The organism is Streptomyces sp. NRRL WC-3626 (genome assembly GCF_000718785.1).
Classification (GTDB): domain Bacteria; phylum Actinomycetota; class Actinomycetes; order Streptomycetales; family Streptomycetaceae; genus Streptomyces; species Streptomyces edwardsiae.
Map to the genome: position 1 here is coordinate 270785 of NZ_JOCA01000008.1, position 16003 is coordinate 286787.

At 71.2% G+C, this 16003-nt stretch carries 12 protein-coding genes; 4 read left to right on the plus strand and 8 right to left on the minus strand.

Translation table 11 applies throughout. The features are described from left to right. Window positions 1–86 precede the first annotated feature (86 nt). The 3 genes from IF28_RS0115345 to sucC form a co-directional block, all read right to left on the minus strand. The gene (locus IF28_RS0115345; protein WP_030219586.1) at window positions 87–1628 is read right to left on the minus strand and encodes an aldehyde dehydrogenase family protein; all 1542 of its coding nucleotides are present in this window, start codon (window positions 1626–1628) and stop codon (window positions 87–89) included. Window positions 1629–1704: 76 nt separating this feature from the next. After that, window positions 1705–2589, minus strand: coding sequence for a succinate--CoA ligase subunit alpha (gene sucD, locus IF28_RS0115350; RefSeq protein ID WP_030219587.1), 885 nt, complete (start codon window positions 2587–2589; stop codon window positions 1705–1707). Window positions 2590–2603: 14 nt separating this feature from the next. Continuing rightward, the gene (gene sucC, locus IF28_RS0115355; protein ID WP_030219589.1) at window positions 2604–3734 is read right to left on the minus strand and encodes an ADP-forming succinate--CoA ligase subunit beta; all 1131 of its coding nucleotides are present in this window, start codon (window positions 3732–3734) and stop codon (window positions 2604–2606) included. A gap of 191 nt (window positions 3735–3925) precedes the next feature. On the opposite strand from sucC, the gene IF28_RS0115360 reads away from it, so the two are divergent. The 4 genes from IF28_RS0115360 to IF28_RS0115375 all read left to right on the plus strand — a co-directional run bounded on the left by IF28_RS0115360 (window position 3926) and on the right by IF28_RS0115375 (window position 10504). Further along, the gene (locus tag IF28_RS0115360; RefSeq protein ID WP_030219590.1) at window positions 3926–5608 is read left to right on the plus strand and encodes a thiamine pyrophosphate-binding protein; all 1683 of its coding nucleotides are present in this window, start codon (window positions 3926–3928) and stop codon (window positions 5606–5608) included. A gap of 11 nt (window positions 5609–5619) precedes the next feature. Next, window positions 5620–6852, plus strand: a complete 1233-nt coding sequence (frc, locus tag IF28_RS0115365; protein ID WP_030219591.1) for a formyl-CoA transferase — start codon at window positions 5620–5622, stop codon at window positions 6850–6852. Window position 6853: 1 nt separating this feature from the next. Next, the gene (locus IF28_RS0115370; RefSeq protein ID WP_030219592.1) at window positions 6854–9001 is read left to right on the plus strand and encodes an acetate--CoA ligase family protein; all 2148 of its coding nucleotides are present in this window, start codon (window positions 6854–6856) and stop codon (window positions 8999–9001) included. Window positions 9002–9124: 123 nt separating this feature from the next. Beyond that, the gene (locus tag IF28_RS0115375; RefSeq protein WP_030219593.1) at window positions 9125–10504 is read left to right on the plus strand and encodes an OFA family MFS transporter; all 1380 of its coding nucleotides are present in this window, start codon (window positions 9125–9127) and stop codon (window positions 10502–10504) included. 81 nt (window positions 10505–10585) lie between these two features. Here the strand turns inward: IF28_RS0115375 and IF28_RS0115380 are convergent, their stop codons facing one another. The 5 genes from IF28_RS0115380 to IF28_RS0115400 all read right to left on the minus strand — a co-directional run bounded on the left by IF28_RS0115380 (window position 10586) and on the right by IF28_RS0115400 (window position 15995). Further along, entirely contained in the window at window positions 10586–11773 is a 1188-nt protein-coding gene (locus IF28_RS0115380) for a sugar phosphate isomerase/epimerase family protein (protein ID WP_030219594.1), read from the minus strand. Window positions 11774–11887: 114 nt separating this feature from the next. Next, the gene (locus IF28_RS0115385) at window positions 11888–13267 is read right to left on the minus strand and encodes a nucleotide pyrophosphatase/phosphodiesterase family protein (protein WP_030219597.1); all 1380 of its coding nucleotides are present in this window, start codon (window positions 13265–13267) and stop codon (window positions 11888–11890) included. Further along, entirely contained in the window at window positions 13264–14433 is a 1170-nt protein-coding gene (gene eboE / locus IF28_RS0115390; RefSeq protein WP_030219599.1) for a metabolite traffic protein EboE, read from the minus strand. Before eboE ends, IF28_RS0115385 begins: the two co-directional genes overlap by 4 nt. A gap of 3 nt (window positions 14434–14436) precedes the next feature. Continuing rightward, entirely contained in the window at window positions 14437–15285 is an 849-nt protein-coding gene (locus tag IF28_RS0115395; protein WP_030219602.1) for a TatD family hydrolase, read from the minus strand. Continuing rightward, the gene (locus tag IF28_RS0115400; protein WP_030219604.1) at window positions 15285–15995 is read right to left on the minus strand and encodes an EboA domain-containing protein; all 711 of its coding nucleotides are present in this window, start codon (window positions 15993–15995) and stop codon (window positions 15285–15287) included. Before IF28_RS0115400 ends, IF28_RS0115395 begins: the two co-directional genes overlap by 1 nt. Between the last annotated feature and the right edge of the window lie 8 nt (window positions 15996–16003).

The window sequence follows — 16003 nt, forward strand, 5'->3', positions numbered from 1 at the left end:
TTTCGCAGTGCCTTTCACCTGCGTTTTCCGTGCCTGGGGGCGGTGGTGGGCGGGGTGCACGGTGGGTGTCCGGGCGGTCACACGGGTCAGGGCATGAGCTGGTACTCCGGGAAGTTGCCGGGCAGGCGTTCTCCCGCCGGGCCCCGGGTCACGGCGCGGACCAGGAGGTCGCCGCCGACGAAGGCGCCGCGCCAGGACGCGCCGAAGCCGCCGAACAGTTCGTCGCGGTCGCCGCGGGAGCGCGGGACGCCGTGGCCGACCTTGAACGCGCGGATGTGCGGGGCCAGCCGGTCGTAGGTGGACCGGTCGTCCGTGGACAGGGTGGCCACCAGCGCGCCGTTGGACGCGTTCATGGCGGCCAGCAGTTCCGCCTCCGTGTCGACCAGGACGATGGTGTCGACCGGGCCGAACGGCTCCGCGTGGTGCAGCGGCGACGAGGGAGGCGGGTTCAGCAGCGTGACGGGCTGGACGTACGCCGAGGTGTCCTGGCCGGGCAGGAACCGGGACTCGGACGGCGTGCCCCGGTGCAGCGGGACGGCGCCGCGGTCGACGGCCTCGGCGACCTGGTCGTGCAGCTCCTTCGCCTTGGCCGCGTTGATCACCGGTCCGAAGTCCAGCCGGGGGTACGGGTCGGTGGGGTGTTCCACGGCGAGCGGGTGGCCGACCTCGAGCGTGCGGACCGCGGGGAGGTAGGCGGCCAGGAAGTCGTCGAAGAGCCGGCGCTGGACGACGAAGCGCGGGTAGGCCGTGCAGCGCTGCTTGCCGTAGTCGAAGAGCCGGGGGATCACCGCGCTCAGGGTGTCCCAGTCCGAGTGATTCCAGATGCCCCAGGTGTTGAGTCCCTCCTGTTCGAGGATGTGCCGCTTGCCGAGGTCGGCCACGGCCGTGGCGACGGCGGCGCCGGTGTCGCGGCCGCCGACGAAGGAGACGCAGCCGACCTCGGGCGCCCGCACCAGCACCTCGGACAGCTCGCCCCCGCTGCCGCTGACGAGGGTGACGGGTATCCCCTCGCGGGCGGCGAGTGCCGAGGCCAGGGTGAGGCAGGCGACGCCGCCGTCGGTCGGGGTCTTGGCGATGACCGCGTTGCCGGCCAGTGCCTGGACCAGCAACGCGTGGACGAGCACGCTCATCGGGTAGTTCCAGCTCGCGATGTTGGAGACGGGCCCGTCCAGCGGAACCCGGCCGTCGAGCATCCCGTCGACGCCGTCGACGTACCAGCGCACGCCGTCGATGGCGCGGTCGACGTCCGCCTGGGCGAGCCGCCAGGGCTTGCCGATCTCCCAGACGAGCAGCAGCGCCAGCAGTTCGCGGTGCTGGGTGAGGGCGTCGAGGGTGGCGGCGACGCGGGCCCGGCGTTCCGGCAGCGGGACGTGCCGCCAGGCGCGGTGCTGGTCGAGCGAGGCGCGCACGGCCTGCCGGGCGATGACCCGGTCCAGGCGCGGCGGGCCCGCGACGGGACTGCCGTCGACGGGGCTGACGGCGGGCAGTGCCCGGCCGTCCGGCTGCCAGGCGGAGTTCCAGAGGTTGAGGACGCGGTCGTCCCGGAAGGCCTCGGGGGCGACGGCCCGGCAGCGCTGCCAGGCGTCGGTCCAGGAGGTGCCGGATTTGAGGGTGAGGGTGGGTGGCATGCGGTTGGCTCCGCTCTCGGTGCACGGTCGAGAGAAACGAGAGAAAAACGAGAGAAAGGGGACTCGGCGAAGGGGCTCAGCCCTCGCCGTTCAGGACGGCCAGCACCTGCCGGGCCGTCTCCGTGGGGGTGGCGCCGACCCTGACCCCGGCCGCCTCCAGGGCCTCCTGCTTCGCCCGCGCCGTACCGGACGAGCCGGAGACGATCGCGCCGGCGTGGCCCATGGTGCGGCCCTCGGGGGCGGTGAAGCCGGCGATGTAGCCGACGACGGGTTTGGTGACGTGGTCGCGGACGTAGGCCGCCGCGCGTTCCTCCGCGTCGCCGCCGATCTCGCCGATGAGGACGATCAGGTCGGTGTCGGGGTCGTCCTGGAAGGCGGCGAGGCAGTCGATGTGGGTCGTGCCCACGACGGGGTCGCCGCCGATGCCGACGCAGGTGGAGAAGCCGATGTCCCGCAGCTCGTACATGAGCTGGTAGGTGAGCGTGCCCGACTTGGAGACGAGTCCGATACGGCCCGGCTTGGTGATGTCGGCGGGGATGATGCCGGCGTTGGACTGGCCGGGGGTGATCAGGCCGGGGCAGTTGGGGCCGATGACGCGGGTGCCCTTGCGCCGGGCGTGGTCGGTGAAGGCGACGGAGTCGTGGACGGGGATGCCCTCGGTGATGACGACCGCGAGGCCGATGCCGGCGTCGGCGGCCTCGACGACCGCGTACCTGGCGAACGCGGGCGGTACGAAGACGACGGTGACGTCGGCGCCGGTCGCGTCCATGCCCTCGGCGACGGAGCCGAAGACGGGGACGGCACGCTCGTCGAAGTCGACGGTGCGGCCGGCCTTGCGGGGGTTGACGCCGCCGACGACGTTCGTGCCGGCGGCGAGCATCCGCCGGGTGTGCTTCATGCCCTCGCCGCCGGTCATGCCCTGGACGAGGATTTTGCTCTCCTTGGTGAGGTGGATCGCCATGTCGTCCGGTCTCCTCAGGGTGTGGTGGCGAGGCGGGCGGCCCGGCTCGCGGCGCCGTCCATGGTGCTGACCTGTTCGACGAGCGGGTGCCGGTGCTCGTCGAGGATGGCCCGTCCGCGGGCCGCGTTGTTGCCGTCGAGCCGTACGACGAGCGGTTTGGTGAGCCGTACGGTGTCCAGGGCGCGGACGATGCCGTCGGCGACCGCGTCGCAGGCGGTGATGCCGCCGAAGACGTTGACGAAGACGGACTTCACGGACGGGTCGGAGAGGATGACCGACAGCCCGTCCGCCATGATCTGGGCGGAGGCGCCGCCGCCGATGTCGAGGAAGTTGGCGGGCCTGGCTCCGCAGCCCGCCACCACGTCGAGGGTGGACATGACGAGTCCGGCGCCGTTGCCGATGATGCCGACCTCGCCGTCGAGCTTGACGTAGTTGAGGCCCTTCGCGGCCGCCGCGGCCTCCAGCGGGTCGTCGTGCTCCGCGTCGTCGGCGCCCCAGCGGGCCTGTCGGAAGACGGCGTTGCCGTCGAGGGTGACCTTGCCGTCGAGGGCCATGATCCGGCCGTCGCGGGTGCGCACGAGCGGGTTGACCTCGACGAGCAGGGCGTCCTCGCGGACGAGGACGTCCCACAGCCGGACGAGCACGTCGACCGTCTGCGGCGGCAGTCCGGCCGCCTCGGCGATACGGGACGCCGTCGCCGACGTGACCCCCTCGGCCGGGTCGACGGGGACACGCGCGACCGCCTCGGGGCGGGTCGCCGCGACCTCCTCGATGTCCATGCCGCCCTCGGCGGAGGCGATCGCGAGGAAGCGGCCGGCGGCGCGGTCGAGGACGTAGGAGACGTAGAACTCCTCGGCGATGTCGACGGGCTGGGCCAGCATCACCGTGCCGACCGTGTGGCCCTTGATGTCCATGCCGAGGATCTGACGTGCCGTGAGCTCGGCGGCGGCCGGGTCGGCGGCGATCTTGACGCCGCCCGCCTTGCCCCGTCCGCCGGTCTTGACCTGCGCCTTGACGACGACGCGGCCGCCGAGCCCGCGGGCGATCTCGCGTGCCTGTTTGGGCGAGTCGGTGACCTCGGCCCGCGGCACCACGATGCCGTGTTCTGCGAAGAGTTCCCTTGCCTGGTGTTCGTACAGGTCCATCTCGGCTCCTGTCTGGGACGTCGCCGGAAGGTCCGGGGAGGGGCTGGAGACCGGCGACCGAAAAGTGCCGCGCACCCCCTGGACACCACCCATCGGATGCGGGATAACAAGCTTCATACAGTATTCGTCGACTGTATGCAATGTACCGCGAGAGCGTTCCCCACCCCCTAGGAAGGGACAAGGACTTCGCCATGCCCGACGACACCCAGGACGTCATCTCAGGCGGTCATCTCGTCGCCAAGGCCCTCAAGGCCGAAGGCGTCGACCGCATCTACACGCTGTGCGGCGGCCACATCATCGACATCTACGACGGCTGCGTCGACGAGGGCATCGAGGTCGTCGACGTACGGCACGAACAGGTGGCCGCCCATGCCGCCGACGGCTACGCGCGCATCACCGGCAAGCCCGGCTGCGCGGTCGTCACGGCCGGACCGGGGACGACCGACGCCGTCACCGGGGTCGCCAACGCCTTCCGCGCGGAGTCCCCGATGCTGCTGATCGGCGGTCAGGGGGCGCACACCCAGCACAAGATGGGGTCACTGCAGGACCTGCCGCACGTCGACATGATGACTCCCATCACCAAGTTCGCGGCGACCGTGCCGGACACCGCGCGGGCGGCGGACATGGTGTCCATGGCCTTCCGCGAGTGCTACCACGGCGCCCCCGGCCCCTCCTTCCTGGAGATCCCGCGCGATGTGCTGGACGCCAAGGTGGCGGTGTCCAAGGCGCGGGTGCCGCGGCAGGGCGCCTACCGCGCGTCGACCCGCTCGGCCGGCGACCCCGAGGCCATCGAGAAACTGGCCGATCTGCTGGTGCACGCCGAGAAGCCGGCGATCCTGCTCGGCAGCCAGGTGTGGACCACCCGGGGCACCGAGGCGGCCATCGAGCTGGTGCGCACGCTGAACATCCCGGCGTACATGAACGGCGCGGGGCGCGGCACGCTCCCGCCCGGCGACCCGCACCACTTCCAGCTGTCGCGGCGGTACGCCTTCTCCAATGCCGACGTCATCGTGATCGTCGGTACGCCCTTCGACTTCCGCATGGGATACGGCAAGCGCCTCTCCCCCGACGCGACCGTGGTGCAGATCGACCTCGACTACCGCACGGTCGGCAAGAACCGCGACATCGACCTCGGCATCGTGGGCGACGCGGGGCTGGTGCTGAAATCGGTGACCGAGGCGGCCTCCGGACGGGTGAACGGGGGCGCGTCCCGTCGCAAGGAGTGGATGGACGAGCTGCGGGCGGCCGAGCAGACCGCGCTGGAGAAGCGGCTGCCGCAACTGCGCTCGGACGCCTCCCCCATCCACCCGTACCGGCTGGTCAGCGAGATCAACGACTTCCTCACCGAGGACTCGATCTACATCGGCGACGGCGGCGACATCGTCACGTTCTCCGGACAGGTCGTGCAGCCCAAGTCACCCGGGCACTGGATGGACCCGGGACCCCTGGGCACCCTCGGCGTCGGCGTCCCCTTCGTGCTCGCCGCCAAGCAGGCGCGGCCCGACAAGGAGGTCGTCGCGCTCTTCGGCGACGGCGCCTTCTCCCTCACCGGCTGGGACTTCGAGACCCTCGTCCGCTACGACCTCCCCTTCGTCGGCGTCGTCGGCAACAACTCCTCGATGAACCAGATCCGCTACGGCCAGGCCGCCAAGTACGGCAAGGAGCGCGAGCGGGTCGGCAACACCCTCGGCGACGTCCGGTACGACGAGTTCGCGCGGATGCTGGGCGGCTACGGCGAGGAGGTCCGCGACCCCGCCGACATCGGCCCCGCCCTGCGCCGGGCCCGTGAGTCCGGCAAGCCGTCGCTGATCAACGTCTGGGTGGACCCCGACGCGTACGCCCCCGGAACCATGAACCAGACCATGTACAAGTGAGGTGCACGCCCATGACCCCCAAGGCACTTGAGGGCATCCGCGTCCTCGACATGACGCATGTCCAGTCCGGCCCCTCCGCGACCCAGCTGCTGGCCTGGCTCGGCGCGGACGTCGTCAAACTGGAGGCTCCCACCGGCGACATCACCCGCAAGCAGCTGCGCGATCTGCCGGACGTCGACTCCCTCTACTTCACGATGCTCAACTGCAACAAGCGGAGCATCACCCTCAACACCAAGACCGAACGCGGCAAGGACATCCTCACCGAGCTGATCCGGCGCTCCGACGTCATGGTCGAGAACTTCGGGCCGGGCGCGGTCGACCGGATGGGGTTCACCTGGGACCGCATCAAGGAGATCAATCCACGGATCGTCTACGCCTCCGTCAAGGGGTTCGGGGACGGCCCGTACACCAACTTCAAGGCGTACGAGGTCGTCGCCCAGGCCATGGGCGGGTCGATGTCGACCACCGGTTTCGAGGACGGGCCGCCACTGGCGACGGGGGCCCAGATCGGGGACTCGGGCACGGGTGTGCACGTGGTGGCCGGCATTCTCGCCGCCCTCTTCCAGCGGGAGCGCACCGGGCGCGGGCAGCGGGTGAACGTGGCCATGCAGCACGCGGTGCTCAACCTCTGCCGGGTGAAGCTGCGCGACCAGCAGCGCCTGGCCCATGGCCCACTCGCCGAATATCCCAACGACGACTTCGGCGACGAGGTTCCCCGGTCCGGGAACGCGTCCGGCGGCGGCCAGCCCGGCTGGGCGGTGAAGTGCGCGCCGGGCGGCCCGAACGACTATGTGTACGTCATCGTGCAGCCCGTCGGCTGGAGGCCGCTCAGTGAGCTCATCGGCCGGCCCGAGCTGGCCGACGACCCCGAGTGGGCGACACCGGAGGCCCGGCTGCCCCAGCTGAACAAGATGTTCCAGCTGATCGAGGAGTGGTCCTCGACGCTGCCCAAGTGGGAGGTGCTGGAGCGGCTGAACGCGCACAACATCCCGTGCGGGCCGATCCTGTCCACCAAGGAGATCATCGAGGACCGTTCGCTGGTCGCGAACGAGATGGTCGTCACCGTCCCGCACCCCCAGCGCGGCGAGTTCGTCACCGTCGGCAGCCCGCTGAAGCTCTCCGACTCCCCCGTGGACGTACGCACCTCCCCGCTGCTCGGCGAGCACAACGAAGAGGTCTACGTGGGCGAACTCGGCCTCGGGGACGAGGAACTGCGCCTGCTCAAGTCGAACGGGGTGATCTGAGGTGACGGCCGAGGAAGGGACACCGAAGGTGCGCGCGCTGCTCGACGCCGTGCGCGCCGAGGGGCGCACCGCGCTCACCGCGCCCGAGGGCAAGGTGATCGCCGACGCGTACGGCATCGCCGTGCCCGGTGAGGAACTGGCGGCGGACGTCGACGAGGCCGTGGCGTACGCGGCGCGGTTCGGCGGGCCCGTGGTGATGAAGATCGTGTCGCCGGACATCCTGCACAAGACCGACGCCGGCGGTGTGATCGTCGGAGTGGAGGGGGCGGCGGACGTCCGCGCGGCGTTCTGCCGGATCGTGGAGAACGCCCGCGCGTACGCTCCCGGCGCCCGGATCGAGGGCGTGCAGGTGCAGGAACTGCTGCCGAAGGGGCAGGAGGTCATCGTCGGCGCGGTCACCGATCCGACGTTCGGGAAGGTGGTGGCGTTCGGGCTCGGCGGGGTGCTCGTCGAGGTGCTGAAGGACGTCACGTTCCGGCTGGCTCCGGTGGACGCCGACGAGGCGCTGTCGATGCTGGACTCGATCCGCTCGGCGGAGATCCTGCGGGGGGTGCGCGGCCGGGCGGGCGTGGACCGGTGGGCGGTCGCCGAGCAGATCCGGCGGGTGTCGCGACTCGTCGCGGACTTCCCGGAGATCGCCGAGGTCGACCTCAACCCGGTGATCGCGACGGCGGACGGCGCGGTCGCCGCCGACATCCGTGTGATCCTCTCCACCGAGACGCCGAAGGAGCGCCGCCGTTACACGCGCGAGGAGATCCTCACCTCGATGCGGCGGCTGATGCAGCCGCGTTCGGTGGCGGTGATCGGGGCCTCCGGCGAGTCCGGCAAGATCGGCAACTCGGTGATGCGCAATCTCGTCGACGGCGGCTTCGCCGGGGAGATCCATCCGGTGAACCCCCGGGCCGATGACATTCTCGGCCGCAAGGCGTACAAGAGTGTCACCGACGTTCCCGGCGAGGTGGATGTGGCGGTCTTCGCGATCCCCGCCCGGTTCGTGGCCGCGGCGCTGGAGGAGGTGGGGCGCAAGCGGATCCCGAACGCCGTCCTGATCCCCTCGGGGTTCGCGGAGACGGGTGAGCACGAGCTCCAGGACGAGATCGTGGCGATCGCCGAGCGGCTCGGCATCCGGCTGCTCGGGCCGAACATCTACGGCTACTACTCGACCTGGCAGGACCTGTGCGCCACGTTCTGCACGCCCTACGACGTCAAGGGCGGGGTGGCGCTGACCAGTCAGTCGGGCGGCATCGGGATGGCCATCCTGGGCTTCGCGCGGACGACGAAGACCGGCGTGTCGGCGATCGTCGGGCTGGGCAACAAGTCGGACCTGGACGAGGACGACCTGCTGACCTGGTTCGGCGAGGACCCGCACACCGATTGCATCGCGATGCACCTGGAGGACCTCAAGGACGGGCGCGCGTTCGTCGAGGCCGCGCGGGAGACCGTGCCGAAGAAGCCGGTCGTGGTGCTGAAGGCGGGGCGTACGGCGGCGGGCGCGAAGGCCGCCGGCTCGCACACCGGCGCGCTGGCGGGCGACGACGCCGTGTACGACGACATCCTGCGGCAGGCCGGCGTCATCCGCGCGCCCGGTCTGAACGACATGCTGGAGTACGCGCGCGCGTTGCCGGTGCTGCCCGCTCCCCGGGGCGACAACGTGGTGATCATCACCGGGGCCGGCGGCAGCGGCGTGCTGCTGTCGGACGCGGTGACGGACAACGGGCTGTCGCTGATGGAGATCCCGGCCGACCTGGACGCGGCGTTCCGGGAGTTCATCCCGCCGTTCGGGGCCGCGGGCAACCCGGTCGACATCACCGGGGGCGAGCCGCCGTCGACGTACGAGGCGACGATCCGGCTGGGGCTGGAGGATCCGCGCATCCACGCGCTGGTGCTCGGCTACTGGCACACGATCGTCACCCCTCCCATGGTGTTCGCCGAACTCACCGCGCGTGTGGTGGCCGAATTCCGGGAGCGCGGGATCGAGAAGCCGGTGGTGGCGTCCCTCGCGGGTGACGTGGAGGTGGAGGAGGCCTGCCAGTACCTCTTCGAGCACGGGGTCGTGGCCTACCCGTACACCACCGAGATGCCGGTGGCCGTACTGGGCGCCAAGTACCGGTGGGCGAGGGCCGCGGGTCTGTTGGGGGGCGGCTCATGACGTGAGACGGCGAGGGGCCGGCCGGCGGGTGCGCGCCGGCCGGCCCCGGGGACCCGCGCGCGCACGAAAGGCATTGGACAGGGGGCGCTGGCCAGAACTTTCGACGCTAGGGGTGCAATCGACATGACAACCACCGATGTCTCACGGGTCGCCGCCTACCGGGAGGTGACCGACAGGAACGGACGCGTCTACCGCGTGGGCGAGTCCGACATCGACATCATGGGGCGCAAGCGCAAGTGGATGGTCATCCTGCCCTGGATCGGCATGATGGGCATCTCCTCCGCCGAGTACGCGTTCGCGTCCGCCGAGGACACGCTCCACGAGGCCCACAGCTGGTCCAGCGGCAGCATCTACTGGATGATGACCGCCTGGGTGTTCTGCCAGGCCGCGGTCGCCTTTCCGGCGGGGCGGCTGCGTGAGAGCGGCAGACTTCCCGCGCGCTGGGCGATGATGCTCGGCTCGGCCGGCACACTGCTCGGCTATCTGTCGCTGGCGTTCGCGCCGCACGTCGCGCTCGCGTTCATCGGGTTCGGCGTCTTCAGCGGTATGGGCGCGGGAATGGTGTACGCGACCTGCGTCAACATGGTCGGCAAGTGGTATCCGGAGCGCAGGGGCGGCAAGACCGGCTTCGTCAACGGCGGTTTCGCCTACGGTTCGGTGCCGTTCGTCTTCATCTTCCACGGCTACATGGACGGCTCCAACTTCCGCTGGGTGCTGGTCGCGTGCGGGCTCTTCCTCGCCGCGATGGTGGCCGTCGCCGGCTTCTACTTCCGGGACCCGCCGAAGAACTGGTGGCCGGCCGCCATAGACCCGCTGAACCCGCCGGACGACCCGCGCGCCCGGCGTTCGCTGGAGAAGAACCCGCCGGCCGTCAAGCAGTACTCCCCGCTGGAGGCCTGGCAGACGGGCCGGGTGGCGCTGATGTGGTTCTGTCTCGCCTGCACCTCGGGCGTGAACATCTTCGGCATCGCCTTCCAGGTCGACATCGGTGAGGACGCGGGCTTCGCGGCCGGCATCGTGGCCACCGCGATGTCGCTGAAGGCGATCGTCAACGGCACCGGGCGCGGCGTCATCGGCTGGCTCTCCGACCTGTACGGCCGCAAGCAGTGTCTGCTGTACGTGTGCGCCATTCTGGGACTGGCCCAGTTCGGCATCATCTGGTCGGCCGAGATCAAGAACCTGCCGCTGTTCCTGATCTTCTCGGCCATCTCGGGCTTCGGCGGCGGGGCCATCTTCCCGATGTTCGCCGCGCTGACGGCGGACTACTTCGGTGAGAACAACAACGCCACCAACTACGGGATGGTCTACAGCTCCAAGCTCGTCTCCGGTCTGGGCGCGGGCATGGGGGCCGTGGTCGTCGGCGCCTGGGGCTACAACGGCGCCTTCACCCTGGCGGGCTGCATCTCGCTCTTCGCCGGGATCGTGGCGCTGTTCCTGCATCCGCCGGGACGCACCAAGGGCAAGCACGTCACGCCCAACCCGCGGCCGCTCGGCGAGGGCTGACCCGACAGGACCTCCCCCCACACACGGACCGGGCGGCCCCTCCCGCAGCGCGCGGGAAGGGCCGCCCGGTCCGTGTCCGGCTCAGTGGCGGCGCTTGCGCAGGGCCGCCATGTTGTCGTAGCTGATCTTGGCCTCACGCAGCGACTGCGCGGGGTCGGTGGCGCTCGGGGAGTTGTCGTCCTCGACCATCGGGTTGTGGTAGTTCCGCTCCCCGACCCGGGAGAAGAACGTCGTGTAGTCGATGACGCCGGTGCCGAAGGGCACCATGTCGTAGCCCATGCCGTTGGTGGTGCTGACGACGCCGTCCTTGGCGTGGAACAGCGGGTAGCGCCGGTTGTTGCGGACGACCAGGCCCGCCGGGTCGAAGACGTTCTTCCGGGTGGAGCCGTCGTGGGCGGTGTACGTGTGGAACTTGTACTGGGCGACGTGCGCCCAGAAGATGTCCATCTCCAGCCAGACCACCCTCGGGTCGGTGATCTTCAGGAAGTACTCCAGCTTGCGGATGCCGGAGCTGCGGGTCGGCCGGCCCTGGTCGTCCAGCGGGCCGCCGTCGAGCAGGAAGCCGTAGGCGCTGTCGTGGTTGTGGGTGTAGAGCTTGATGCCCTCGCGGTGGGCGATCGCGCCGAGGGCGTTCCACTTGTCGGCGGCCACGTCCCAGTCGGCGCGGTACGAGCTGCCGGTGGGGTCGCCGCCGGTGCCCATGTGGTCCATGCCGAGGATGTTGGCGATCTCGAGGTGCTTCTTGAAGGTGTCCGTGTCCGCCGTGGTCAGCGGCCAGGAGGAGGGGATGAAGCCGTGGTTGCCCTGGGCGCGCAGTCCGTAGTCGTCGAGCCAGCAGCGCAGCAGCCTGGCACCCTTGACCGACTCCAGGCTCGCCCCGCCCGGGGCGTTGGCGTGCTGGTTGTAGCCGGCGAACTCCACCTGGCGGTAGCCGTGGCGGGAGAGCTGCTTGAACACCTCGCGGAAGCCGGAGGGCAGGTCCGAGGCGAGCGGGTCGCGGGCGGTGGCGTCACGGACGGTGTAGAGGATGATGCCGCGCTTGTGCGCCGGGACGAGCTCCTGCCCGTGACCGTGGCCATGGCCGTGGTCTTTGTCCCGGCCGTGGGCCAGGGCGGGGGCGGCGCCGAAGACGGGGGCCGCGACGGCTCCGGCGGCCACGGCGGTGCAGGTGCTGAGGAAACTGCGCCGGCCGACGCCGAGGGTACGGCGCAGTCTCTCGTCCGGGGTGCCGGCGGCTTCGGTGCGCGAGGGGTCGGGGTTCAGGGTCACGGGGGCCTGCCTTCTCGGTCGTGGCCGGTTCCGGTCCCGCCGGGACCGGCCCTTGTCAGTGCCGTGTGTTTCACTCTCGGTAGTCGGATGTCGGGTGCCGTACCGGAGGGTGCGTCAGCCGAGGCCGGCGAGCCGGAGCAGGAGTTGTTTGACATCGGTGGCCGCGACGCGGTCTCCGACGGCGTGGGGGGTGGAGCAGATGAGGAGCGGACCGTCGTCGTCGCTCGCGGGGAGGCGGCCGTGGCTGCCGCGAATAGGTGAGGGGTCCAGGGGCACGACCGCCATGCGGTAGCGCATACCGAGCTTCTTGCGGGCCAGGGCGCCTGCCGCCTTGACCTTGACGTAGGGGTCGAGGGGGTCCATGAAGAGCTCGACCGGGTCGTAGCCGGGTTTGCGGTGGATCTCGACGAGCTGCGCGAAGTCGGGCGCGCGGTCGTCGTCGAGCCAGTAGTAGTACGTGAACCAGGCGTCGGGTTCGGCTACGGCGACGAGCTCGCCGGCGCGCGGATGGTCGAGGTGGTGGGCCTTCTTGCCCTCGTCGTCGAGGAGCTGCTCGATGCCGGGCAGTCCGTCGAGGGCGGCGCGGGTGGCGTCGAGGTCCTCGGGGCGGCGCACGTAGACGTGGGCGAGCTGGTGGTCGGCGACCGCGAAGGCGCGGGAGGCCATGGGGTCGAGGTACTCCATGCCGTCCTGCGTGTGCACTTCGAGGAGGCCGGCGCGGCGCAGGGCGCGGTTGATGTCCACGGGCCGGTTCACGCGGGTGATGCCGTACTCGGACAGGGCGACGACGGTACGGCCCTCGGCGCGGGCGTCGTCGAGCAGCGGGGCCAGGGCGGCGTCGAGGTCGGCGGCCGCCTTCAGGGAGCGCGGGTCGTCGGGGCCGTAGCGCTGCAGGTCGTAGTCGAGGTGAGGGAGGTAGCAGAGCGTCAGGTCGGGGCGGCGGGTGCTCATGATGTGACGGGTGGCGTCGATGATCCACTGGCTGGAGACCAGGTCGGCGCCGGGGCCCCAGAAGTGGAAGAGGGGGAACGTGCCGAGTTTGTCGGTGAGTTCGTCGTGCAGGGCGGGCGGCCGGGTGTAGCAGTCGGGTTCCTTGCGGCCGTCGGCGTAGTAGACGGGGCGGGGGGTGACGGTGAAGTCGGTGTCGGCGCCCATCGCGTACCACCAGCAGATGTTGGCGACGGTGTAGCCGGGGTGGGCGCGGCGGGCGGCGTCCCAGAGTTTGTCGCCGGCGACGAGGCCGTTGTGCTGCCGCCACAGGAGTACGTCGCCGAGCTCGCGGAAGTACCAGCCGTTGCCGACGATGCCGTGCTCGGAGGGCATGGTGCCGGTGAGGAAGGTGGACTGGGCGGCGCAGGTGACGGCGGGCAGGACGGTGCCGAGCGGGGCGCGGGAGCCGGACTGGCCGAGCGTCTTGAGGTGGGGCATGTGGTCGAGGAGACGGGGGGTGAGGCCCACGACGTCGAGGACGAGCAGGGGGGTGGGTCCGGTCATGGGAGTTCCTTGAGGCCGAGGTCCGTCAGGAGGTCGCGGGCCAGGGTGAGTTCGGCGGCGATGCCGTCGGCGAGCTGGGTGCGGCCGCGGGGGCGCAGCTCGGGCGGAAGGGCCTGCCAGGTGTAGGTCTCGACCTCCAGATGGCGGGTGAGCGGGTGCGGGCCGCCGACGAGCCGGGTCAGGACGGACTTCAGTACGGGCAGGGTGGAGGTGAGGGGCGCGGTGGGTGCCGCGTGCAGCGGGACGTGGAAGTGGGAGCGCCAGGGCGCCGCGTCGGGCAGGGTGTCGCCGGCCAGGGCCTCGTCGAGGTCGTCGGTGCCGCGCAGTCCGGCGAGGGTGGCCGTGCGGGTCTGGTGCAGGAAGCGGGGTTCGGCGAAGGCGGCCAGGGCCTCACGGACTTCGGGGAGGTGGGGGTGTTCGGCGTGCAGGGCGGCGGAGAGCTGGGACTTGACCACGGGCACACCGGCCCGTGCGAGGTCGTCCAGGGCGGTGTGCGGGTCTTCGAAGGAGGTGGCGAGGTGGCAGGTGTCGACGCAGATGCCGACGCGGTCGTGGGCGATCGCGGTGAGCGGGGCGATGGCGTCACGGGTGGTCTCGACGACGCAGCCGGGTTCCGGTTCCAGGGCGATACGGATGGAGCGGCCGGTCAGTTCCTCGAGGGCGTCGAGGCGTTCGGCGAGGGTGCGCAGGGCGGTGCGGGCGGTCTGCGCGCGCTGCTCGTCGTAGGCGGTGCGCCAGGCCAGCGGGAGCGTGGAGATGCTGCCGTCGGTGACGTCGTCGGGGAGGAGTCCGGCGAGGAGGCGGGCCAGGGAGGTGGTGTGTTCCAGGCGCTCGGGGTCGGCCCAGTCCGGTGTGTAGACGCGGTACTTGACCTCCTCGGCGCCGAAGCCCTCGTAGGGGAAGCCGTTGAGGGTGACGACTTCCAGGCCGCGCCGGTCGAGTTCGCAGCGCAGTCCCCGCAGCGCGGACGGGTCGGTGACGAGGGCCCGTGCGGCGTCCTTGGCGAGCCACAGGCCGATGCCGAGCCGGTCGCGGCCGAGGCGGCGGCGGACGGGTTCGCAGTGGTCGCGGAGCTGGGCGAGGACACCGTCCAGGTTTTCGGCGGGGTGCACGTTGGTGCAGTAGGCGAGGTGGACGGTGGAGCCGTCGGGGTGGCGGAAGCGCATGGCTCACGCCCCGCCGCGCAGGATGGAGTTGCCCTCGTGCGTGGCGTCGGCCGAGGTCACGTCCAGTTCCAGCCGTCCGCTGAGCCCGTAGAAGGCGACGGGGTTGCGCCACAGCACCCGGTCCACGTCGTCCTCGCCGAAGCCCTCGGCGAGCATCAGGTCGCCGACCTTCCGGGTCTTGAGCGGGTCGCTTCTGCCCCAGTCGGCGGCGGAGTTGACCAGGACCCGCTCGGGGCCGTACTCGCGCAGCAGGGCGACCATCCGGACCTCGTCCATCTTGGTGTCCGGATAGACGGAGAAGCCGAGCCAGGCGCCGGAGTCCTTGGCCTCCTCGACCGTCGTCTCGTTGAGGTGGTCGACCAGCACCCGGTCCAGGGGCAGGGCGGACTCGCGCACCACGTCCAGGGTGCGGCGCAGGCCGGTGAGCTTGTCGCGGTGCGGGGTGTGCACGAGGGCGGGCAGGCCGTGGTCGGCGGCGAGCTGGAGCTGGGTGGCCAGGGCGGTGTCCTCGGCGGGCGTCATCGAGTCGTAGCCGATCTCACCGACCGCCACGACCCGGTCCTTGACCAGATAGCGGGGCAGTTCGTCGAGGACGGGCAGGCACCGGGGGTCGTTGGCCTCCTTGGGGTTGAGGGCGATGGTGCAGTGGTGGGCGATGCCGTACTGGGCGGCGCGGAAGGGTTCCCAGCCGAGCAGGGCGTCGAAGTAGTCGCGGAAGGAGTCGGGAGAGGTGCGGGGCTGGCCCAGCCAGAAGGAGGGTTCGACGACGGCGCGGACGCCGGCGGCGTGCATGGCCTCGTAGTCGTCGGTGGTGCGGGAGGTCATGTGGATGTGGGGGTCGAAGATGCGCATCAGGACTCCTTGCCGTGGGGGTCGGCGGTGCCGGGCGCGGGAGGTTCGGTCCCGGTCAGGGCCAGGACGCGGTGCAGGTCTTCGGGGACGGTGCGGCCCGCGGCGGTGCGTTCGGCGGCGTAGTCGGCGAGCATGCGGGAGAGTTCCGCGTCGCCGCGGGCCCGGCGGTCGAGGTCCGCCACGCGGTCGACGGGGACTCCGGTGAACAGGCACTTCAGTACGGCGTGCCGCCACTGGTGGGTGTCCAGGTGCCGGGCGGCGTAGGGGCCGAGGGCGGCGGCGACGAGGCGGGTGTCGTTGGTGCGCAGCGCGTCCTCGACGAGCGGGAGGGCGTCCGGGCCGGGCACGAGGTGGGGCAGCGCGTACAGGACGGCGCGGCGTTCGTCGGCGGTGCCCTGGGAGTAGACCCGTCTCAGGGCGTCCGTGTCGGCGCGGGCGGCGTGCAGGACGAGGACCCGGGCGGCGTCCGCGTGGGCGGGGCCGCAGCGGCGGCCGGCCTCGGCGAGGCGCAGCTCCCACACCGAGATGGGCCCGTGGGTGCCGGGGTGGGCGGCGGCCTCGTCGAGGGCCTGGTCCAGCCAGGCGCGGGCGGCTCCGTCGAGCTCGGCGGTGAGGGCGGCACGCAGACCGGTGGGCGGGACGTGGGCGGGGGTGGTGCCCTGGGGGTCGTGCCCGGCGGGGGTGACATGGCCGGCGTCGTGCTGCGTCATGGGTGTGG